The sequence below is a fragment of the Streptomyces sp. NPDC031049 genome (assembly GCF_055571015.1).
The window spans coordinates 417064-439252 of sequence record NZ_JBVIGC010000002.1; the positions used below are offsets into that span (position 1 = coordinate 417064).

The 22189-nt window shown below is 72.9% G+C and carries 17 protein-coding genes; 9 read left to right on the plus strand and 8 right to left on the minus strand.

Translation table 11 applies throughout. From position 1 onward, the window contains the following. The first annotated feature begins 297 nt into the window (after positions 1-297). Both ACZ45Q_RS05295 and ACZ45Q_RS05300 read left to right on the plus strand, forming a co-directional pair. On the plus strand, positions 298-855 hold the full coding sequence (locus ACZ45Q_RS05295; RefSeq protein WP_468255148.1) for an RNA polymerase sigma factor: 558 nt from the start codon (positions 298-300) through the stop codon (positions 853-855). 592 nt (positions 856-1447) lie between these two features. Continuing rightward, the gene (locus ACZ45Q_RS05300; RefSeq protein WP_468255150.1) at positions 1448-1888 is read left to right on the plus strand and encodes a hypothetical protein; all 441 of its coding nucleotides are present in this window, start codon (positions 1448-1450) and stop codon (positions 1886-1888) included. 99 nt (positions 1889-1987) lie between these two features. On the opposite strand, the gene ACZ45Q_RS05305 is transcribed toward ACZ45Q_RS05300, so the two are convergent. Continuing rightward, positions 1988-5290 (minus strand): S8 family serine peptidase, encoded by a 3303-nt coding sequence (locus tag ACZ45Q_RS05305; RefSeq protein ID WP_468255153.1) that lies wholly within the window; start codon positions 5288-5290, stop codon positions 1988-1990. 251 nt (positions 5291-5541) lie between these two features. Here ACZ45Q_RS05305 and ACZ45Q_RS05310 point away from each other — a divergent pair, with 251 nt between their 5' ends. Together ACZ45Q_RS05310 and ACZ45Q_RS05315 are read left to right on the plus strand one after the other, a co-directional pair. After that, entirely contained in the window at positions 5542-5976 is a 435-nt protein-coding gene (locus tag ACZ45Q_RS05310) for an NUDIX hydrolase (RefSeq protein ID WP_468255351.1), read from the plus strand. Between the two features lie 132 nt (positions 5977-6108). Continuing rightward, positions 6109-7272, plus strand: a complete 1164-nt coding sequence (locus ACZ45Q_RS05315) for a serine hydrolase domain-containing protein (RefSeq protein WP_468255155.1) — start codon at positions 6109-6111, stop codon at positions 7270-7272. 90 nt (positions 7273-7362) lie between these two features. Here ACZ45Q_RS05315 and ACZ45Q_RS05320 read toward each other — a convergent pair whose 3' ends face one another. Then, the gene (locus tag ACZ45Q_RS05320) at positions 7363-8412 is read right to left on the minus strand and encodes a hypothetical protein (RefSeq protein ID WP_468255158.1); all 1050 of its coding nucleotides are present in this window, start codon (positions 8410-8412) and stop codon (positions 7363-7365) included. Positions 8413-8646: 234 nt separating this feature from the next. Further along, on the minus strand, positions 8647-11229 hold the full coding sequence (pepN, locus tag ACZ45Q_RS05325) for an aminopeptidase N (protein WP_468255161.1): 2583 nt from the start codon (positions 11227-11229) through the stop codon (positions 8647-8649). A 172-nt stretch (positions 11230-11401) separates the two neighbouring features. On the opposite strand from pepN, the gene ACZ45Q_RS05330 reads away from it, so the two are divergent. Beyond that, entirely contained in the window at positions 11402-12040 is a 639-nt protein-coding gene (locus tag ACZ45Q_RS05330; protein ID WP_468255164.1) for a mycothiol-dependent nitroreductase Rv2466c family protein, read from the plus strand. Positions 12041-12101: 61 nt separating this feature from the next. On the opposite strand, the gene ACZ45Q_RS05335 is transcribed toward ACZ45Q_RS05330, so the two are convergent. Next, a complete protein-coding gene (locus tag ACZ45Q_RS05335) occupies positions 12102-13064 on the minus strand; it encodes an NAD(P)-dependent oxidoreductase (RefSeq protein WP_468255167.1) in 963 nt (320 codons plus the stop codon). 190 nt (positions 13065-13254) lie between these two features. Here ACZ45Q_RS05335 and ACZ45Q_RS05340 point away from each other — a divergent pair, with 190 nt between their 5' ends. Then, entirely contained in the window at positions 13255-14040 is a 786-nt protein-coding gene (locus tag ACZ45Q_RS05340) for an SAM-dependent methyltransferase (protein ID WP_468255169.1), read from the plus strand. A gap of 125 nt (positions 14041-14165) precedes the next feature. Here the strand turns inward: ACZ45Q_RS05340 and ACZ45Q_RS05345 are convergent, their stop codons facing one another. Further along, the gene (locus ACZ45Q_RS05345; RefSeq protein WP_468255172.1) at positions 14166-14807 is read right to left on the minus strand and encodes a superoxide dismutase; all 642 of its coding nucleotides are present in this window, start codon (positions 14805-14807) and stop codon (positions 14166-14168) included. 142 nt (positions 14808-14949) lie between these two features. Further along, complete coding sequence (locus ACZ45Q_RS05350) at positions 14950-16335, minus strand: amino acid permease (protein ID WP_468255174.1); 1386 nt, start codon at positions 16333-16335, stop codon at positions 14950-14952. A gap of 368 nt (positions 16336-16703) precedes the next feature. Here ACZ45Q_RS05350 and ACZ45Q_RS05355 point away from each other — a divergent pair, with 368 nt between their 5' ends. Continuing rightward, complete coding sequence (locus ACZ45Q_RS05355; RefSeq protein ID WP_468255177.1) at positions 16704-17288, plus strand: biotin transporter BioY; 585 nt, start codon at positions 16704-16706, stop codon at positions 17286-17288. A gap of 95 nt (positions 17289-17383) precedes the next feature. On the opposite strand, the gene ACZ45Q_RS05360 is transcribed toward ACZ45Q_RS05355, so the two are convergent. Next, the gene (locus ACZ45Q_RS05360; RefSeq protein ID WP_468255180.1) at positions 17384-18847 is read right to left on the minus strand and encodes an amino acid permease; all 1464 of its coding nucleotides are present in this window, start codon (positions 18845-18847) and stop codon (positions 17384-17386) included. A 226-nt stretch (positions 18848-19073) separates the two neighbouring features. On the opposite strand from ACZ45Q_RS05360, the gene ACZ45Q_RS05365 reads away from it, so the two are divergent. Next, a complete protein-coding gene (locus tag ACZ45Q_RS05365) occupies positions 19074-19559 on the plus strand; it encodes a ribose-5-phosphate isomerase (protein ID WP_468255183.1) in 486 nt (161 codons plus the stop codon). 386 nt (positions 19560-19945) lie between these two features. Beyond that, positions 19946-20758: an Fpg/Nei family DNA glycosylase gene (locus ACZ45Q_RS05370; protein WP_468255186.1), complete on the plus strand. Its 813-nt coding sequence runs from the start codon at positions 19946-19948 to the stop codon at positions 20756-20758. Between the two features lie 112 nt (positions 20759-20870). On the opposite strand, the gene ACZ45Q_RS05375 is transcribed toward ACZ45Q_RS05370, so the two are convergent. Beyond that, positions 20871-22139 carry a GNAT family N-acetyltransferase gene (locus ACZ45Q_RS05375; RefSeq protein ID WP_468255189.1) on the minus strand — a complete coding sequence of 423 codons (1269 nt, stop codon included), beginning with the start codon at positions 22137-22139 and terminating at the stop codon, positions 20871-20873. Between the last annotated feature and the right edge of the window lie 50 nt (positions 22140-22189).

The following is a 22189-nucleotide window of genomic DNA, read 5'->3' on the forward strand; positions in this document are numbered from 1 at the left end:
CCGGGACCTTTCCATGATGCGGCCATCCCCGGCCCACCTGTCCACTTCTTTGCCCGGTGAGCCCGAGGCGTGGGACACGATGGCCCGGACGGCGGTTGCGGTCCTGCGGTCCCCACCGCGCCGAGCTGGAGGAATTCACTCCTGACGGGCCCCGCGCCGCAAGCTGTGCTGCCTCGCCCCTGCCCCTTTCGGTCCGTCCCACACCTGGTGTGACGTACGCCTCGCTCCGTCCGGTCCGGCGCCCGGCGAACGTTTCGGCCCCGCGCCGCGTCCTAGGGGAAACGCGGCGAGGGAGGGGTGGCTGTGCTGCGCGGAAACGGCGGCGGAGACGGCGCGAGGGCCCGCCGCGGCCGGGACGGGGCCGCGCCGGGCGATCCGCTGGACGCGGCCCAGGAACGCCGGGTGCGGGCGGTGCTCGCCCTCGGCGGTGTGCCGCAGGCGGACCTGCCGGACGGGGTGCAGCAGGTCCGGCTGCGGCTGCTGGAGCGGGCGGCCACGGGCCGGGAGGCGCCGCGCGACGTGTCCGCCTGGGCCGCGGTGGTGGCCTCCAACCTGGCCATGGACTGGCACCGGGCCAAGCGCCGCCAGGAGCGGATCGGGGAGCGGCTGGCCGCTCTGCGTCAGGCCGAGCACCCCTCCGGTGAGGAGACCAGCCTGCTCTCGCTCGCCGTCGCCCGGGGCCTGGACGAGCTGCCCGACGCCCAGCGCCAGGTCCTCGTGCTCCGCTTCTACGCCGATCTGCCGGTGCGCGGCATCGCCGAGGAGCTGGGCATTCCCGAGGGCACCGTCAAGAGCAGGCTGCACACGGCGGTGCGGGCGCTGCGCGCCCGGCTGCACGAGGACGAGGTGGTGTGAGATGGCCGCCGACCACGAGGACCGCGCCAGGGACGCCCTGCTGGCCGCGATCCTGGCCGACCCCCTGCCCCAGGACCCGTCCTCCGACGCCGACCCCGCTCTCTGCGCGGACCAGCGGTCGGCGGCGGCCGACGTCGCGCTGCTCCGGGAGCAGCTGAAGATCATCGGCGACGCCCTGGCGGACACCGCACCGGCCCCGGCCACCGACCCGCGCCCCGAGCCCACACCGGCCGCCGCGGACCTGGCCCCCGCCCCGGTCCCAGGACGGGACCGCGAGCCCGCGCCTGGGCCTGTCGGCGCGGGCCCGGGTTCCGGGTGGGGCGGCCCGGGTGTGGGTCCGGCGTCGGACGGGGGGCGGGAGCGGGATTCCGGGCCTGGGCCCGTTGGCGCGGGACCGGGTCCCGGGCAGGGGGGACCAGGCGCGGGACCCGCGTCTGCCGCGGGGCGGGAGCCCGGGCCCGGTCGGGCCGGGGCGGCGGGGGCGGGGGCGCGGGGGCGGGATCGTCGCCCCCGACACCGACCCCGGCCCCGCCCTCGACCCCGCCCCGGGCCACGGCGGCGTCGCTTCGTCGGGGTGCTCGGCGGTGTCGCCGTGGCCTGTGCCGGCGTCCTGGTGACCGGCCTTGGATGGCTGGCGGTGCAGGGCGGGGGAGGGAGCGACGACGCGGCGAGCGAGAGGGCGGCGGCGCGGGACGCCGGCGGCGTCGCCTTCGGCAGCCCCCGCTACCTCGTCTGCGCCCGACTGGTCGCCGAGGGCACGGTGACCGGCGTGGAGCCGCTGGCCGGCGGCGGGCGGCACCGGATCACCCTCGACGTGACCCGGTCCCTCAAGCCGGACCCGGGGCAGCGGAGGGTCACCTTCCTGCTGGACGACACCACCGCACGGCTCCGCGTGGGCGACGTGGTGCTGGTCGGCGTCCCGGCGTACGGCGGCACGGCGGACGCCGTCATCACCGACCCGGGTGCCATCGCCGCCGAACGCGCCCGGATCACCGCCGCCCTGCCCGAGTCCCGCACCCTCACCTGCGACTGATCGCGGCGGACCCGGGGACCGGGGAGCGGAACGGGAAAGGGGCGGGCGTCCACCGGACGCCCGCCCCGGGGCCTGTCGGCCCTGTGCCGTACCGGACGACTACGGCACGACCTTCTCGATCGCCACGCTGCCCGCGCCCGCGACCGTGCCGCGCGCGTTGACCAGCTGGACCTGGCCGAAGAACGCCCGGCCCTCGGGCGCGGCGGCGCGCACGGTGACGCTCGCCGAGACCGTGGCCGACTCGCCCGTGCCGAGCTTCACCGGCGCCGACCCGTCCACCGCGACCGTGCCGAGGGAGTCGGCGAAGTACACGTCCCGGTAGTCGTACTCGGTGGAGCCGGAGGGAATCGCGTAGCCGTAGACCTCGACGGTGTACGTACCGGCGGCCGGCTTCGGCACCGAGACCGACTCCTCCGAGTCACCGTCGGCGGACTGCCCGACCAGGTTGCCGTCCTGGTCGAGGACGGTCAGGTCGAGGTCGGCGGCGGCGTCCGATACGCCTCCGATGACCACGTCCAGCGACGCGGCGCCCTCGGGCACCTCCACGGTGGTGGTGTGGGTCTCGCCCGGCTCGATCACCGGACGGGCCGACTTCGCCGACCCGAGCGGGCCGCCGGTCAGCTTGCCGTCGATCGGGGCGTACCGGTTCGTCACCTTCCAGGAGGCGTCGACCGGTGTGCCCGCCTTCGCCTCGGGCACGGTCACGACCCGCGGCTCGAAGTCCGCGCCGAGGACCGTGACGTCCAGCCGGTAGGGGTTGTCCAGCAGCGGCGAGGTGCGCCGCGACTCGACCTCGATCTCCCAGACGCCCGGCTGCGGGTCGGTGTAGGAGCGCACGTCGGGCCGGCAGCCGTTGCCGTCGAGGTAGTTGTTGTAGCAGTACGGCGTGGACGTGGTGTCCGCCGGGACGCCGTACGGGTGGATGGCGATGAACCGGGTCTGGCTCTTGTCCTTCAGACCGCCGATCGCCACCTCCAGCGTCTTCGCGCCCTCGGGGACGGTCACGAAGTAGGACTCGGTGCTGTTGCGCTGCACGGAGCCGGAGGCGGTGAAGCCGCGCTCCAGCGGGGCCGCGGCCACCACCGTGGTCATCACCTGCTTGTCGACGCCCACGGTGCGCGGGTCGTCGACCTCCAGGATCGCGCTCTTCAGGCCCTGGGAGCGCGGGCGGGCCTCGACCGTGACGGTCACCGGCTCGTTCAGCGGCAGCCGCACCTCGTCGGAGCCGACGATGCGGAAGGTGCGCCCGGCGTTGTTCTCGAAGTGCAGCTCGTGCCGGATCGCCCGGTCCGCGCCGGAGGTGCGGGTGAGGGTGATCTCGTAGCGCTTCTTCGCACCGGCCTTCAGTCCGCCCTCGCGGTCGTACAGGCCCGTGCCGTAGCCGGGGGTCTCCAGGAACTGCTCGATCGCCGTGTCGACGGGTGCCTTGACCGTGTACTCGTGCGCGGTGGCGCCCTTGCGGATCGCCTTCCAGGCGTCCACCACGTTGATCAGGCCCGCGCCCTCCTCGTACGCCTGGACGCCCTTGATGTGGTCGGCGGTCGAGGTCAGCGCCGTGCGCAGGGTCGCGGGGGTGAGGTCGACACCCTTCTGCTTCGCGGCCGACAGCAGCAGCGCGGCGGCGCCGGCGGCCTGCGGGGAGGCCATCGAGGTGCCCTGGAGCATGCCGTAGCCGGCCGGCAGGTCGTAGCCCGCCTCCGGGACCGGCTGGCCGGGCGACCAGGTCTGGATGGTGTTGACCGCCGCGCCGGGCGCGACCAGGGTCGGGGTGAACCCGCCGTCCTCACGCGGGCCGCGCGAGGAGAACGGCATCATCGCGTACTTCTTCTCGACGGCGGAGCCGTAGTTGGCGGCCCAGGTCTCCTTGGAGACGGACGCGCCGACGGAGATGACCTTGTCGGCCAGGGACGGGTCGCCGATGGTGTTGGCGCCGGGACCGGAGTTGCCCGCGGAGATCACCAGCTGCACGCCGTAGGTGTCGATGAGCCGCGTGTACAGCTCGGCGCGCGCGTTGTTGCCGTCGTTCAGCGCCGGGAGACCGCCGATCGACATGTTGACGATGTCGACGCCCCGGTTGACGACGAGGTCGATCATGCCCTCGGTGAGCGCGACGTTGGTGCAGCCGCCGCTCCAGGTGCAGGCGCGGGAGGAGACGATCTTGGCGCCGGGAGCGGCACCGTCCATCCGCCCGCCGAACAGGCCGTTGGCGGCGGTGATGCCGGCGACGTGGGAGCCGTGCGAGCCCTCGATGACACCGATGTTGACGAAGTCGGCCTTCGCGCCGGAGCCCAGGACGACGTCCTTGCGGATCTCGATGACGAACGGCTGCCGCTCGGCCACGTCGGTCGACGGGTCGTCGGTGCCGAAGTACCCGATCTGGAAGCGGTCCTTGTACGGCTTCATGGGCGTGTCGTCGGTGAAGTCGTGGTTGCCGTTCAGGTCGACGCGGACCGTGCCGGCCGCGGCGTCGTAGAGCATGCCCCAGGAGTCGGTGGTGTCGCCGTCCCGGTTGGCGTCGCCGTTCGCGTCGCCGCCCACGGTGTACGCCTCACGGAAGGCGTCGATCTGGTAGGAGCCCTCCGGCGCCTTCCAGGTCGTGCCGCCGTAGGTGAACACCGGCCCGGAGACGGAGGTGGTCATCGGGCGCCAGGTGCGGTCGCCGTCCACGACCGGGTCGGTCGCGGTCACCCAGTCGACGATCTTGCGCTCGCCGGTGGTGGTCTTCTGAAGCGCCGGGTGGGCGAGGTCGACGCCCGAGTCGAGGATGCCGATGGTGACGCCGCGGCCGTCCGCCTTCGGGTTCTTGCGCACGAAGTCGACGGCGCCCGTCTCGTGGGACGGGTTGTACGGGTTCTCGGCGGGGGTCCGGCGGTCCGGCCCGGCGTAGCGGCCCTTCGCGGCGCCGGGGGCGCCCTCGGCGCGGTCCGCGCTCGGCGTCGGGTCGTCCAGCGGGATCTCCTGGCGCAGGTCGATGCCGTGCACGGAGGAGAGCTTCGCGGCGGCGGCGATGGCCGCGTCGGCCCGGTCGGTGGGGACGGTGGCCCGGACGTAGCCGAGCTTGTCGTAGGTCCGGCCCACGGTGCCGCCCTTGACGGCGTCCAGTTCCTTCGCGACCTGCTCGGTGCCGCCGGGGGCGGTGGCGATCATCATCGTGACGTTCTTCTCGCCCTCGGCCTTGGCCTCGGCGAGCAGGTCCGCGTCGTGGGAACCGAGCTTGTCGTGCGCGGACTTCGCCGCCTCGTCGGCCGGTACGGTCGCGGCGGACCCGGCCGGGTCGTCGGCGGCGAGGGCGAGGGGGACCGGTCCGGCCGCGGACAGCGCGGCGACGAGACCGGCGGCCACGGCGACACGGGCGACGCGTCTCGCGCCCGATATCGGCTCACGCTGGGGGGAGTGGGTCATCGGCATCCCTTGTAGTAAAGGAGCGTTCGGGAAACGACCGGAGCCGATCGGCCCTGGCCGTGACGATCCGGAATATGATCCCGGACGATCGCAGAGCTTTGCGCAAGCGACAGGCGATTGGGGAGGGTTGACCGAATCGCAATGGATGCATGGGGAAAACCCCCGATGCGCTTATCCGGACAGGACCGCGCGAAGGCACCAAGTCGCCGGACCGGTTCGGTTAACGTCCCGGAGTGCGACAGACCTTGAGGGTGGCGGCCTACGCCGTGGTGGTGCGCGACGGCCGGCTCCTGCTCGCCCGGTCCCCGGGCCCGGGCGGCGTCGCGGAGTGGGTGATGCCCGGCGGGGGCATGGAGCACGGCGAGGACCCCTGCGACACCGTGCGGCGCGAGGTCGAGGAGGAGACCGGCTACCGGATCGAGGTCACCCGGCTGCTCGGCGTGGACTCCACCCGCCGCACCCTCCCCGGCCGCCGCCTGCGCCGCGCCGTCGACCATCATGGCGTACGCCTCGTCTACGAGGGGCGCGTCATCGGCGGCGAACTGAGCAACGAGGTGAACGGATCCACCGACCTCGCCGCCTGGCAGCCCCTGGACGCCGTTCCCGGGCTGGTCCGCGTCCCCATGGTCGACATCGCGCTGCGCCTGTGGCGGGAGCGGCCGGCGACGGGACGGTTCACCACCTGACACACCGAGAAGGGCCGGATTCCGATCAACCAGCACAACCGGCGGCAACCCCCGCACCACAGGCCGGAGTCTCTCCCCCCGTCCGCGTGCCGAACGGCACGGACGACCACGACGGCAAGGGGGAGACGGACCATGCGCAGGACGAGGACGGGCGTACGGACGGCGTGGGTGGCGGCGACCGCCGTGGCGCTGTCACTGGCCCTGGCGGGCCCGGCGGTGGCGGCGGCACCGGCGCAGGGCGAGGACAGGGGCAAGCGGCACGAGGCGACCCGCGAGGCGATGCGGGACGCCGTGCGGGACGGCGTCCCCGGGGTCACCGCGGCGGCCCGCGACACCCGGGGGCCGTGGGCGGCCACGGCGGGCGTGGGCGACCTGCGGACCGGCGAGCCGCGTTCGGCCCGGGACCGCTACCGCGTCGGCAGCATCACCAAGACCTTCGTCGCCACCGTCCTGCTCCAGCTGGAGGCCGAGGGCAGGCTGTCGCTGGACGACACGGTCGAGGAGTGGCTGCCGGGAGTGGTGCGGGGCAACGGCCACGACGGCCGCCGCATCACCCTGCGCCGGCTCCTCAACCACACCAGCGGCGTCCACAACTACACGGCGGACGAGGACTTCGCCCGCCGGCACTTCCTGAAGGAGGGCTTCTTCGAACACCGCTACGACACCGTGCCGGCGAAGGACCTCGTCGCGGTCGCCATGCGCCACGAACCGGACTTCGCGCCGGGCACCTCGTGGGGCTACTCCAACACCAACTACGTCCTCGCCGGCATGGTCGTCGAGCAGGCCACGGGCCGCAGTCACGCCACGGAGATCCGCCGGCGCATCATCGAACCGCTGCACCTGCGCGCCACCTCGGTCCCGGGCGCCCGCGTCACCGTCCCGGAGCCCAGCAGCCGCGCCTACTCCAAGCTGGCCGAGACGGCGGCCGGCCCGAGCTACGACGTCACCGAGCTCAACCCGTCCCTCGCCGGGGCGGCCGGGGAGATGGTCTCGAACTCGGCCGACCTGAACCGCTTCTATTCGGCCCTGCTGCGCGGCAAGCTGCTGCCCGCCGGTCAACTGGCCGAGATGACGACGACCGTCCCGGCCGGCCCGGGCGTCGGCTACGGCCTGGGCCTGACGAAGACGGAGCTGAGCTGCGGTGTGACCGTCTGGGGCCATGGCGGCGGCATCCACGGCTCCCTGTCCGAGGCGGTCACGACCAGGGACGGCCGGCACTCGCTGGCGTTCAACTTCAACGGGGACTGGGCCGGGGACAGCGGGGCGGTGATCGAGGCGGAGTACTGCGCCGGCTGACGGCCGAACGGCACGGTCACGCACAGGAGGAGGGGCCGCCGGTCGCCCCGCGGCCCCTCCTCTCCCCTCCTGGTCCCGCCCGGTCCGTCACTACCGGGGCAGCACCACGACATACGCGGCGGGTTCCCGGTCCGCCGCCGCCATCAACGCCGTACGCACCACCGCCGCCTGCTGCTCCAGGGACTCACGGAGCTTCCTGGGCGTCAGATGGACGACCGTGATCCCCAGCTTCTCCAAGTGCTCTCGCTTGCGGGTGTATTCCGACCAGAGCGCGTCCTCGTCCTGCGTCCCGCCCTGCCGGTGGGCGCGGGTGTCCAGTTCGACGGCGACCGCCTGCTCGGGCCAGTAGGCGTCCAGGCCGCCGAGGTGCGGGCCGCCGGGCAGCCGCAGATCGACGTTCCACACCGGCTCCGGCAGCCCGTGCTCGCGCACCATCCGGTACAGCCGGTTCTCCGCCAGCGCCCGCCCCTCGGCCAGCAGGGTGTCCACCGCGTCCACCACGTGCGGCCGGCCCAGTAGCCGGGCCCGGTTCAGCTCCCGCACCACGGCCGCCGGTTCGCAGTGCCCGCCGCGCACCGCCTCGGTCAGCAGCCGGCGCACCGCCACCGCGTCCGTCAGCTGCGCCACCGCGTCGGCCAGGGCCCGCGCGACCGGTGCCACCGGCACCCCGGTGACCTGCTCCGCGGTGGGCAGCGCGGCCGTACGGACGATCCGCGCACAGCCCGTCGACCTCAGCCGCCGCAGCCGCGGCACCAGGACGTCGAAGGCGTCCAGGGACGGCAGCGGGGGAGCGGAGGCGAAACCGTGCAGGGTGAGCGCGGCCAGCCCCGTGATCATCGCCTCCGCGCATGCCGCGGCGGCCGTCGCGTCCCCGCCGGGCTGGGGCGGCACGGCGGTGGCGCGGTCCCGGGCCGCGTACAGCAGCACCGCGTGCAGCCGCTCCTCGCTGGTGGGCGGGCCCGGGTGGAGCAGGACGACACCGGGGAGCAGCCGCTGCCAGGGGCCGCCGGGACGGCACTGCTCCTCGGCCTCGGCCGCGGCGACGCCGTGCGCGCGCAGCTGCGCGAGGGTCATGACGCCGGGCCGTCCGGCGGCCAGGTGGTGCAGGGGGCGGGGGGAGAGCGGGGTGTTGTGGGTCATGTCCCGGGATTTCCCGCGTCCGATCCGCCCCTTAACCGCTGTTACACGCCCGTCGACGAATACGGACAAGACCGCCCTAAAGGACGGGTGTTCGGATGCCGAAAACCCCTGGTCCGCTCGGGGGCGGACCAGGGGTTACGGCCACCGGGCAATCATCGTGTAACGATGACGGAGGGCTCAATCAATGGCCAAAGCTCCGGGGTCCGGAAGCGGCGGCCGGCCCTCCCTCAGGTCTCATCGGCCCCCGGCCGCCGCATCGCACTCCTGCCCCCGCAGCGCCCGCGCCAGGTCGTCCCGGGCCTCCAGCACCAGCCGCCGCAGCGCGGGCGCCGCCCCCTCGTGCGCCGCCAGCCACGCGTCCGTCGCCTCCAGCGTGCCCGGCGAGCCCTGGAGCTCCGGGAACAGCCCCCGCACGACGTCCATGCCGATCTGGATCGACCGCTCGCTCCACACCCGCTCGATCGCCGCGAAGTACTTCTCCGCGTACGGCGCGAGCAGCTCCCGCTGGGAGGGCTGCGTGAAGCCCGCGATGGTCGCCTCCACCAGGGCGTTGGACAGCGCGTCCGACTCCACGACCTGCGCCCACGCCTGCGCCTTCACCGCCGCCGACGGCCGGGCGGCCAGGCAGCGCACCTGGTGGCGCTTGCCGGAGGCGGTGTCGTCGCGGGCCAGCTCGGCGGCGAGCACGGCCTCGTCCGCCGCGCCGTGCGCCGCCAGCGGCTCCAGGAACGCCCAGCGCAGCTCCTGGTCCACGTCCAGCCCGTCGACCTTCTCGGTGCCCTCCAGCAGCCCGCGCAGCAGCGCCAGGTCGTCCTCCCGCGACGCCACGGTCGCGAAGAAGCGGGCCCACGCCAGCTGGGGCTCGCCGCCCGGCGCCGCCTCCCGCAGCTGACGCAGCGCGCCCTCGGCGAGCAGCCGCCCGCCGGTCTCCCGCCAGCCGGGGGAGGCGTAGTGCACCAGCGCCGAGTTCGCCCAGGCGTGCACCATCTGGAGCACGCCGATGTCGGACTCGCGCCCCGCGAACCGCAGCACCAGGTCCACGAAGTCCCGGGCCGGCAGCAGCGCGTCCCGGGTCATGTTCCACAGCGCCCCCCAGCACAGCGCGCGGGCCAGCGGGTCGCTCACGTCACCGAGGCCGGCCCGCAGCGTGGCCAGCGAGGTCTCGTCGAGGCGGATCTTGCAGTACGTCAGGTCGTCGTCGTTGACCAGCACCAGCTCCGGCGCCTGCTCCCCGGCCAGCCCGGTGACGACCGTGCGCGGCCCGTCGACGTCCGCCTCGGCACGCGCGTACCGCTCCAGCGCGCCCTCGGGGGACCGCCGGTACAGGCCCACCGCGACCCGGTGCGGGCGCAGTTCGGGGTGGGACTCCGGGGCCTCCTGCACCACGGCCAGCTCGTCGATCCGGCCGTCGGTGCTCAACAGCACCTGCGGGGTCAGGGAGTTGACCCCGGCCGTCTGGAGCCAGGACCGCGCCCAGGCGGCCATGTCCCGGCCGCTGGTCTCCTCCAGCACCGACAGCAGGTCGCCGAGGCGGGTGTTGCCGTAGGCGTGCCGCTTGAAGTAGCGCCGGGCGCCCTCCAGGAAGGCGTCCTGGCCGACGTAGGCCACCAGCTGCTTGAGCACCGAGGCACCCTTGGCGTAGGTGATGCCGTCGAAGTTGAGCTTGGCGTCCTGCAGGTCGCGGATGTCGGCCGTGATCGGGTGGGTGGAGGGAAGCTGGTCCGCGCGGTACGCCCACGCCTTGCGGCGGTTGGCGAAGGTGATCCAGCCGTCGGTGAAGCGGGTCGCCCCGACCAGCGAGAAGGCGCCCATGAAGTCGGCGAAGGACTCCTTCAGCCACAGGTCGTCCCACCACTCCATGGTGACCAGGTCGCCGAACCACATGTGCGCCATCTCGTGCAGGATCACGTTGGCGCGGCTCTCGTAGGAGGCCTGCGTGACCTTGCCCCGGAAGATGAACTCCTCACGGAAGGTCACCAGCCCCGGGTTCTCCATCGCGCCGAGGTTGTACTCGGGCACGAACGCCTGGTCGTACTTGCCGAAGGGGTACGGGTAGTCGAAGTGGTCGTGGAAGAAGTCCAGGCCCTGCTTGGTGACCGTGAAGACGTCGTCGGCGTCGAAGTGCGGGGCGAGGCCCTTGCGGCACATCGCGCCGAGCGGGATCTCCAGCCGGGTGCCGTCCGCGAACACGCGCTCGTAGGAGTCGGTGACGTAGTGGTACGGCCCCGCCACCACGCACGTGATGTACGTCGAGATGGGCTTGGTCTCCGCGAACCGCCACACGCCGTCGGCGCGTTCGCCCGCGCCGTTGCTCCACACCGTCCACTCCTCGGGCGCCCGCACCTCGAAGCGGAAGGGTGCCTTCAGGTCCGGCTGCTCGAAGTTGGCGAAGACCCGGCGGGAGTCGGCCGGCTCGTACTGGGTGTAGAGGTAGACCTCGCCGTCCTCGGGGTCGACGAAGCGGTGCAGGCCCTCACCGGTGCGGGAGTAGGCGCACCGGGCGTCGACGACCAGCTCGTTGTCGGCGGCCAGGTCCTCCAGCACGATCCGGGAGCCGTCGAAGACCTCGCTGGGATCGAGGTCGCGGCCGTTGAGGGAGACGGCGGTGACGCTCGGCGCGATCAGGTCGGCGAAGCTCGTCGCACCGGGCTCGTTGCAGCGGAAGCGGATCGTGGTGACCGACCGGAAGGTGCGCGGACCCTCGCCGGGCGCCTCGCCGACCGCGGAGCGCACGTCGAGGGACACCTCGTACCCGTCGACGGAGAGCAGGGCGGCCCGCTCCCGGGCCTCGTCGCGGGACAGATTCTCACCGGGCACGGGCGGCACTCCCTCGGTTCGTGTTCACGATGTGGACAGCACCGATCCTGCCATGTGCCCCTGACGGCGGGCACCCGGGAATTGCCGGGGCCGGCGCCGGCGTTTCCCTCGTGATCGCCGGCCGTGACGGCCGGTGACCGCCTGCCGTGATGCCCGCCCCACGAGGAGAGACATGTCCGACAAGACGCCCGTCGACTTCTGGTTCGACCCGCTGTGCCCCTGGGCCTGGATGACCTCCCGCTGGGTGCTGGAGGTGGAGAAGCTGCGGGACATCGAGGTCCGCTGGCACCTGATGAGCCTCGCCGTCCTCAACGAGGACAAGCTGGACGAGCTGCCCGCGGAGTACCGCGAGCTGCTTGAGACCAAGGCCTGGGGCCCGGTCCGCGTCGTCATCGCCGCCCAGGAGGAGCACGGCGCCCAGATCCTCGGCGACCTGTACACCGCGCTCGGCACGCGCATCCACAACCGCGGCGAGGGCCCGGAGAAGGAGACGGTCGCCGCCGCGCTGAAGGACGTGGGCCTGCCCGAGTCCCTCATGGACCACTGGGACGACACCCCGTACGAGCCGCAGCTGCGCGCCTCCCACAAGGAGGGCATCGACAAGGTCGGCCAGGAGGTCGGCACCCCGGTCATCGCCGTCCCCGGCGCGGACGGCACACAGATCGCCTTCTTCGGCCCGGTCGTCACCCCCGCCCCGCAGGGCGAGGAGGCGGCCAAGCTCTGGGACGGCACCCTCGCGGTCGCCTCCGTCCCGGGCTTCTACGAGATCAAGCGCACCCGCACCAAGGGCCCCGACTTCAGCAACCTGTGACGCACCCGCGGACGACGGGGCCGGGGGCCGGCCGCACCGTCCCGGGCCCGTCGTCCGCCGGTCAGGTCAGACCGTGCGCCGGCGGCTTGCCGCGCACCCAGCGCCCGACCTCCACGGCGGCGGCCCGCGCCGCCTTCTCGGCCGCCGCACGGGTCGCCCCGCCCAGCCGCGGGGTGAGCACCACCCGGTCCGCCAGGGCGAGCAGCCGGTCCCGGTCCGACCCCGGCCCGCCCGGCCGGACGTCCAGCGCCGCCGCCGACACCCGGCCGCTCTCCAGCGCGTCGCAGAGCGCGTCCTCGTCCAGGAGCCGGCCCCGCGCGGTGTTCACCACCACCGCCCCGTGCGGCAGCAGCGCCAGCTCACGGGCGCCGATCAGTCCACGCGTGCCCGGACCGTCCCCGGCGTGCAGGGTGAGCACCCGCGAACGGGACAGCAGGTCCTCCAGCGAGGACACCCGCAGCCCGTGGATCTCGCCGCGCACATACGGGTCGTACACCATCACCTGGGCGCCGAACGCGCACAGCACCCGCGCCACCCGGTCGCCGACCGCCCCGTGGCCGACCAGCCCGACCGGCAGGTCCTCCAGCTCCAGCCCGGCCCGCTCGTAGGCCGGGGGCTCCGGGCCCGCCCAGGGGACGCGGCGCAGGACCGTCAGCATCAGACCGAGGGTGTGCTCGGCGGTGGCCGCGGCGTCGCAGCCGGGCGCGTGACACACCCGGACGTCCCGGATCTTGGCCGCGTCCAGGTCGACGCCGGCCGGGGAGCTGCCGCAGAGGGCGACGAGCCGGAGGCCGGGGCAGGCGTCGAGGACCCGCTCGGTGAGCGGACCCGACCGCGTCACCAGCACCCGCGCCCCCGCCAGCGCTCCGATCAGCTCCTCCTCGGCGTCCTTCCGCGTCGCGTCCAGCGCCAACTGCCGCACGTCGAGGGGGTGATCACCCAGTTCGTCCCCGACCGCCCGCGCGATCAGGGACGGCGGAACGAAGGGATCGCCGGCGGCCACGACTCGTACCGGATCGGTCATCGCAGGGTTTCTCCCGTCTCGTCGCTGCTCCGTTGTCGCACCGCTCCTCGGGGTCACGGGACTTGAGGGCACTTGAGCGCGGCGGAACCGGTGCGTCAATCCCCCGCGGGGGCGGAAAATCCACGTCACCATGGAGGGGAGACCCCGACCGGCCGGTCACGGCCGACACACTGGAGGCGAACCCCACCCCATGACGGAGATCGACACCTCTGTTCCGCACTCGGCCCGGATCTGGAACTACTGGCTGGGCGGCAAGGACAACTACCCGGTGGACGAGGCGGCCGGCGACGCCTACACCGCCGTCTTCCCCGGTATCGTCACCATCGCCCGCAGCAGCCGCGCGTTCCTCGGCCGCTGCATCCGGTACCTGGTGCAGGAGGCGGGCGTACGGCAGTTCCTCGACGTCGGCACGGGACTGCCGACCGTGGACAACACCCACGAGGTCGCCCAGCGCCACGCCCCGGAGTCGAGGATCGTCTACGTCGACAACGACCCCCTGGTCCTCGCCCACGCCCGCGCCCTGCTCACCTCCACCCCCGAGGGCGCGACCGCCTATGAGGACATGAGCCTGTACGAGCCGGAGAAGATCCTTCAGGCGGCCTCCCGCACCCTCGACCTCGACCGCCCCACCGCCCTGATCCTCAGCGGCATCCTGGGCCACGTCGCCGACCACGACGTCGCCCGCGACCTGGTCCGCCGGCTGATGGCGGGCCTGCCCTCCGGCAGTCACCTGTGCGTCAACGACGGCTCGCGCGGCACCGACCCGGCCTACGAGGAGGCCCAGGACGGCTACAACGAGACCGGTGCGGTCCCGTACTTCCTGCGGCCCGTGGAGCAGATCGAGGCCTACTTCGAGGGCCTGGAGCTGATCGAGCCCGGCGTGGTGTCGGTGCCGCTGTGGCGCCCGGACACCACCGCCGGCGGCCCGGCGCCGGGACCCATCGGCCAGCACGGCGGGCTCGCCCGCAAGCCCTGACCCGGCGAGCGGCCGGCATGCGGAAGGCCCCCGCGAGTCACGTCCTCGCGGGGGCCTCCCTCTTTTCCGCCTGCCGCCGTGAAGGGTGAGAAGACGATCACGAGGCAGGACGTCTCACCGGTCGGTCAGGGCGCCAGCAGCAGGGTGTTGGCGCGGGACCTGGCGGCCTCGTAGCGCTTCGCCACGTCCTGCCAGTTGACGACCTGCCACATGGCCTCGATGAAGTCCACCTTCTGGTTCCGGTACTGGAGGTAGAAGGCGTGCTCCCAGGCGTCGAAGACCAGGATCGGGGTGGAGCCCTGGCCGACGTTGCCCTGGTGGTCGTAGACCTGCTCGACGATCAGCCGCCCGCTGAGCGGCTCGTAGGCCAGCACGCCCCAGCCGGAGCCCTGCGTGGTCGCGGCGGCCTTGGACAGCTGCGCCTTGAAGTGCGCGAAGGAGCCGAACGACTCGGCGATCGCGTCGGCCAGCTCGCCCACGCCGTCCTTCTCCAGCGGCTCGCCGCCGCCGTCACCGGTCATGTTGTGCCAGTAGATGGAGTGCAGGATGTGGCCCGACAGGTGGAAGGCCAGGTTCTTCTCCAGCCCGTTGATCGAGGCCCAGGACTCCTTGTCCCGCGCTTCGGCGAGCTGCTCCAGCGTGTCGTTGGCGCCCTTCACATAGGCCGCGTGGTGCTTGTCGTGGTGCAGCTCGATGATCTCGGGGCTGATCACGGGCGCCAGCGCGGAGTAGTCGTACGGCAGTTCAGGAAGCGTGTAGACGGGCATGGCGGTATCCCCTCCGACCTCTTATTGCAAAAGGCTTGCAACTGCACGCTAGCAGCAAGACGGCGCGTCCGCCGGGCGGGGCACGCGAAAGGGCCCCCGCACGACCGGTCGTCGTACGAGGGCCCTCGGGCGCGGGCGGGCGTCAGTCGCGGGCGCGTCCGCGTGTGCGCTGCCAGGCGTAGCCGACGGCGGCGAGCGCCAGCGTCATGCCGCCCGTCGAGTACAGCTGCACCCGCGTGTCGGGCTCCCGGGCCATCAGCACGAACACCGCGGCCATGCCGGCCAGCGCCACCCAGGTCAGCACGGGGAACGCCCACATCCGCACCACCAGCTTCTCGGGCGTCTCGCGCTCCAGGCGGCGGCGCAGCCTCAGCTGCGAGACGGCGATGAAGATCCAGACGACCAGGATCACCGCGCCGATCATGTTGAGCAGCCAGGAGAAGATGTCGTCGGGCCGCCAGTAGCTGAGCAGCACGCAGACGAAGCCGAAGACGGAGGAGGCGAGCACGGCGATGCGCGGCACCCCGCCCGAGACCCGGCCCAGCGACTTCGGGCCCTGGCCGCGGTCGACCAGCGAGTAGGCGATGCGGGAGGCGCCGTAGATGTTGGCGTTCATCGCGCTCAGCAGCGCGACCAGCACCACCACGTTCATCAGCTGGCCGGCGCCCGGGATGCCGAGCACGTCCAGGGCGGCGACGTACGGGCCGTTCTCGACGACTTCGGGGGAGTCCCATGGCACGAGCGTGACGATGACGGCCATGGAGCCGATGTAGAACAGCGCGATGCGCCACATCGCCGTACGGACGGCGCTCGCGACGCCCTTGACCGGGTTCTCCGACTCGGCCGCCGCGATGGTGACCGTCTCCAGGCCGCCGTACGCGAAGACGGAGGCGAGCAGGCCGATGACCAGTCCCTCGCCGCCGTTGGGCAGGAAGTCGGTCAGATGGCTCGCGCCCGGCGAGTCGGTGCCCGGCAGCACGCCGGCGATGGCCAGCACGCCCAGCACCAGGAACAGGCTGATCGCGCCGACCTTCAGGGCGGCGAACCAGAACTCGAACTCGCCGAAGTTCTTCACGGCCGCCAGGTTGGTGGCGCAGAAGACCACCATGAACAGCGCCACCCACGCCCACTCGGGCGTGCCCGGCAGCCAGCCGCTGACGATCTTCGCGGCGCCGATGCCCTCCAGGCCGACGGCGGTGCACAGCAGTACCCAGAACGACCAGCCCGCGGTGAACCCGGCCCAGGGGCCGATGGCCCGCTCGGCGTGCGCGGAGAAGGAACCCGACGACGGGTACGCGGCCGACATCTCGCCCAGCATCCGCATCACCAGCATCACGAGGAGGCCGGAGAGGGTGTAGGCGAGGACGATCGAGGGGCCGGCGGCGGCGATGCCCGCCCCGGACCCGACGAACAGCCCGGCCCCGATCACGCCGCCGAGGGCGATCATGGAGAGGTGGCGCTGCTTGAGGCCGTGGGAGAGGGAGGCGTCGTCCGACTTCGGCGGCGTCCCGGTGGTGGTGCTGGACATGAGCGGCTCGTCCAATGCGTGCGATGGCATGCGGAGGGCAAAAACCCCGCCAGTCTCCGTGCTCCCGCCGCCCGGGAACACCGGCTGCCCACGATGTGGACTCCGGCGGTACGGAGGGTGACCATCCGATTACCTGCCCCCTGTTTTGGGGGATCCCTACAGTTCCCTCACTTCGAGGGCTCCGTGACCGGAACCTCCCCACCTCAGTGACCGGTGTCACGCCCGGCCCGTTTACCCGCACCCCCTTTGTCGGGAGCCCACCAAGCCGCCGCTCGACGCTTTGTCGAGCGCTGCTGGTGATCGGCTGCGGCACGCTGGGATAGCGTCACCGTGTCCGACATGTCCACACCACCCACCGCGGAGTCCCCATGAGCACCGCTGCCGCAGCCCCCGCCCGTCCCGGAACGGTCCTCGCCGACCTCCTGCCGGCCTCCCGAGTACGGGACGCCGCGCTCGTGGTCGGCGGCGCCGCGCTCACCGGCCTCGCGGCCCAGATCTCGCTGCCCGTGCCGGGCTCCCCGGTCCCGGTGACCGGCCAGACCTTCGCCGCGCTGCTCGTCGGCACCGCCCTCGGCGCCGGCCGCGGCCTGCTCTCCCTCGCCCTGTACGCGCTGGTGGGCATGGCGGGCGTGCCGTGGTTCGCGGGCGGCGCGTCCGGCACCGCCGCCCCGTCCCTCGGCTACGTCTTCGGCATGATGCTCGCCGCCGCGGCCGTGGGCGCCCTGGCCCGCCGCGGCGCCGACCGCTCCGCCTGGCGCATGGCCGGCGCGATGCTGCTCGGCGAGGCGGTCATCTACGCCGTCGGCGTCCCCTACCTCGCCCTGGCCACCGGCATGTCCGCCACCGCCGCCGTCGCGGCCGGCCTCACTCCGTTCCTGGTCGGCGACGCGCTGAAGGCCGCCCTGGCGATGGGCCTGCTGCCGGCCGTCTGGAAGCTGCTCGACAAGCGCTGAGCCGCGGCCGGCACGAGAGGCCCGGCTCGGCACGACAGGCCCGGCCGGCTGTGGGACGCCACAGCCGGCCGGGCCTCTCGCGTACGCCGGTCCGCTCAGCCCTCGCGGACCCCGCCCGCGACGGCCTCGGCCGCACCGCGCCGCTTCCGGACCCGCTCCTTGACGAAGGCGATGGCGAGCACGATCGCCGCGACGAGCAGCGACAGCAGCATCGTCCGGCGCCCGTCGTGCTCGGTGTCGGTCAGCATGTAGCCCAGCACGAACACGATCAGCGCGGCCGACGCCCAGGTCAGGTACGGGTACAGCCACATCCGTACCACCAGCTTCTCCGGGGCCTCGCGCTGGATGATCCGGCGCATGCGCAGCTGCGAGAAGCAGATCACCAGCCACACGAACAGGGCCACGGCGCCGGAGGAGTTGACCAGGAAGAGGAAGACGGAGTCGGGGAACTCGTAGTTGAAGAAGACGGCGACGAAGCCGAAGACGACCGAGGACAGGATCGCCGCCCGCGGCACGCCCCGCTGTGTGGTCCGGGCGAACGCCTTCGGCGCGTCCCCGCGCTCACCGAGCGAGAAGGCCATCCGGGAGGCCGTGTACAGGCCCGAGTTGAGGCAGGACAGCACGGACGTCAGCACGATGAAGTTCATGATCTGACCGGCGTGCGGGATGCCGAGGGAGTTCAGGGCGGCGACGTACGAGCCGTCCTCGGTGATCGACTTCGAGTCCCAGGGCAGCAGCGTCACGACGACGAAGATGGAGCCCAGGTAGAAGACGCCGATACGCCAGATGATGCTGTTGGTCGCCTTGGTGACCGCCCGCTGCGGGTCCTCCGACTCGCCCGCCGCCAGTGTCGCGATCTCGCTCCCCATGAAGGAGAAGACGACGAGCAGGATGCCGGTGAGGATGGCGCCGGGCCCGTTCGGCAGGAATCCGCCGTGCTCGGTGAGGTTGGCGAGCCCCGCCTGGTCGCTGTCCACGCCCGGCAGCAGCCCGAAGACGGCCAGTCCGCCGACGACGATGAAGGCGGCGATGGCGACGACCTTGATCCCGGCGAACCAGAACTCGAACTCGCCGTAGGAGCCGACGGAGACCAGGTTGGTGGCGGTCAGCACCACCATCACGACGAGCGCCCAGGCCCACTGCGGCACGGCGGGTATCCAGCCCTCCAGGATCACGGCACCGGCGGTCGCCTCGACCGCCAGCACCACGACCCAGAAGAACCAGTACAGCCAGCCGATGGAGAAGCCGGCCCAGCGCCCCAGCGCCCGGTCGGCATGGGCGGAGAACGACCCGGACGTCGGGTTGGCCGCCGACATCTCACCGAGCATCCGCATCACCAGCACCACGAGCGTGCCGACGAGGGCGTACGACAGCAGGATGGCGGGACCCGCGGTGGCGATGCCGGAACTGGAGCCGACGAAGAGGCCGGCGCCGATGACACCGCCGATGGCGATCATGGACAGATGGCGGTTCTTGAGCCCCGCCTGGAGCCCGGAGCCGGTGTTTCCGGCGGGCTCGGGACTCTCCTGGGCCTGGCTGAGGGTCGGCTGCGAGGTCATGCGGTGGATTTCCTTTGCGCCGGTCGAACTGTCTCCGTACGGGCGATGTACGTGCGCTGCACGAGCGATGTACGGAAGGGTCCAGTGAAACGGAGGAACACCATTCCAGACACCTTCGAAAGCGAACAGGTTTCTGAGGTTTTCCTGAGCTTCTTTACCGAACCTTGTGATTTCCGGATCGCCACCCCGCGCCGCGGCCCGAAACCGGCCGTGTCAGACTCTGACCATGCGCGTGTACCTCGGCTCCGACCATGCCGGTTTTGAACTCAAGAACCACCTCGTGGAGTGGCTCAAGGCCGCCGGGCACGAGCCCGTCGACTGCGGCCCGCACATCTACGACGCCCAGGACGACTACCCGCCCTTCTGCCTCCGCGCCGCCGAGCGGACGGCCGCGGACACCGACGCCCTCGGCATCGTGATCGGCGGCTCCGGCAACGGCGAGCAGATCGCCGCGAACAAGGTCGACGGCGTCCGTGCGGCCCTCGCCTGGAGCGAGGAGACGGCCGCGCTCGGCCGCCAGCACAACAACGCCAACGTCGTCGCGGTCGGCGCGCGCATGCACACGCAGGAGGAGGCGACGAAGTTCGTCGAGACCTTCCTGAACACCCCGTTCTCCGGCGACGAGCGCCACGTCCGCCGCATCGACATGCTCACGGCCTACGAAACGACGTCCACCCTGCCCCCCATCCCGCCCCACCACCCCCAGCAGTAGCCGCCCCCCGGCGGCGCCGCGCCCACGGAAGCCCTGCGGGGCCGTGCGGGGACTCGGGGAAGTCCTGTGGGCACCCGGGGCTCTCCGGCACCCAGGGGAAGCCCGTCGGCATCCGGGAGTTCGCGTCGCCGCCCGGGAGGCCCCGGCGGCACCCGCGAGGTGCCTGCGGGGTCTGCGAGGTCCCGGCGGGGTCCGGGGCGGAGCCCCGGGGACGGGGCCGGGCTCTTGTCCGACCGATTCGGGTGGGTGGGTGGGAAAACACCCCGGGGGTGCAGGGGGCGGAGCCCCCGCCGGGGCCCGGGGCGGAGCCCCGGACCGAGGCCCACCCCTCGACCGACCGAGACGGGTGGGTGGGCGGGCAAAAAACCACGAAAGGAACAGAACCCGTGCCGGAAGGGCACACCATCCACCGCCTGGCCCAGGACCACGCAGCCACCCTCACGGGCGAACCGCTGCGCATCACCAGCCCCCAGGGCAAGTTCAGCGACGCCGCGGCCCTCCTCGACGGCACCCCCCTCCGCACCACCGACGCCCACGGCAAACACCTCTTCCTCGGCCTCGGCGGCCCCGCCGACTGGGTCCACATCCACCTCGGCCTCTTCGGCAAGGTCACCTTCGGTCCGGCCCCCGCGCCCCCGCCCACGGACACCGTCCGCCTCCGCCTCGCGAACAGCACCGCCTACGTCGATCTGCGCGGCCCCACCACCTGCGCCCTGATCACCGACCCCGAGAAGCAGGCGATACACGACCGCCTCGGCCCCGACCCCCTGCGCCCCGACGCCGACCCGGGGGCCGCCTACGCCCGCGTCCGCCGCAGCCGCACCACGATCGCCGCCCTGCTCATGGACCAGAAGGTCGTCGCCGGCGTCGGCAACGTCTACCGCGCCGAGGTCCTCTTCCGGCACGGCATCGACCCGTACCGCCCCGGCAGGGACATCACCCCGGCCGAATGGGACGCCCTGTGGACCGACCTCGTCGACCTCATGCGCGAAGGCGTCCGCAACAACCGCATCGACACCGTCCGCCCCGAACACACCCCGGAGGCGATGGGCCGCCCGCCGCGCGTCGACGACCACGGCGGCGAGGTCTACGTCTACCGCAGGGCCGACCTGCCCTGCCACATCTGTGGCGGCGAGATCCGCACCGCCGACCTCGCCGCCCGCAACCTCTTCTGGTGCCCCACCTGCCAGCGCACCTGACCCCGGCGCCCCGCCCCGCCCCGGACTCGACACCGGCCGTCCGAAACGACACCGGTCGTCAGAAGCCTCCAAGAGCCGTCCAGAAGCCGCTCAGGAGCCGTTCAGGAGCCGCTCAGAAGCCGTGCGGCAGCCACGGCGCCACGTCCGAGGCGAACCCCACCGACGCCTCCGCCAGCGCCCCCGGCCGCACCTCCCGCACCCGCCCGGCCGCGGCCAGCGAACCCAAGGTCACACCACCGAGGTAGGCGGCCCCCAACTCCCGTACCCCGAGGGTCAGATCCGCCGCGTCGGACGTCCGCTCGCAGGACGCCCCCTTGACGTCCCCCGACAGCCGCCAACGCCCCGCGTTCCAGGGGCAGAAGTCGTCCTCCACCTCGAACACCACGTCCACCGGCGCCTGGTACGTCCGCGCCTGAAGGGCTCCCCCCACGTCCACCAGCCGCACGTACAGCGCGTCCCGCAGCCGCGGCAGACAGCGCCGGATGTCGGACACCTGGTGCTGCCAGGCCTCGTCCACCGGCCGCCCCTGCACCTGGAGTTTCGTCGTCAGGTCGATGCCGAACAGGAAGCGCCACAGCGCGGCCTCGCTCGCCGGGTCCACCCCGGCCAGGTCCTGGAGCACCACCGTCCCGTCGTGCCCCCCAGGCCCCCACCCGAGCCGCACCCGGAACCGCGCGTACCCCGTGACCGCCCCGTCCCGCGACGCGACCACGCACTGCAACGGCGACGCCCCGTCCCGCGCGCTCTCCGGGTCCAGCAGCCCCACCCGGTCCCAGCCGGGCCGCCGGGCCAGCATCCCCGGCCGCCGCGGCACCAGCCGCGCGTACACCGCCTCGCACTCGTCGAGCACGTCACCGGGCGCCGCGTACCGCAGCCGCACGTCGTCGGTGCCGGGCGGCACCGACAGCCGTACCCGGCCGGTGTCGATCTCGCCGTTCACCTGGAAGGTCGCCGCGCCGTACCCGAACCGGCCGTAGATCCCCGGCTCGGACGCCGTCAGCACCGCCAGCGGCTCACCCCAGGACCGCACGTCGTCCAGCTGCCGCCGCATCATCGACGTCAGCAGGCCCCGCCGCCGGTGGGTCGCGGCGACACTGACCATGGTCACGCCCGCCGCCGGCACCTGTGCCCCGCCGGGCACCGTCAGGCGGAAGGTGAACGCACCCGCCGTGCCGACACACGCCTCGCCGTCCCAGGCACCGAGGGAACGGTCGCACTCGGTCAGGGAGTTCCACAGCGCCTTCTCCTCGGCGGCCTCCGGCATCCCGCCGAAGGCACGGATCAGCGTGCCGTACCAGGTCTCCCACTCGTCCTTCCGCAACACCCGCAGGTCCGTCGCGGGGGCGGTGCGGTCCGTGCTGTCCGTGCCTTCTTCGCGCATGGGCCATGCCTATCAGGGGCCCGGACGCATGAGCGAGGGAATTTCCGCGC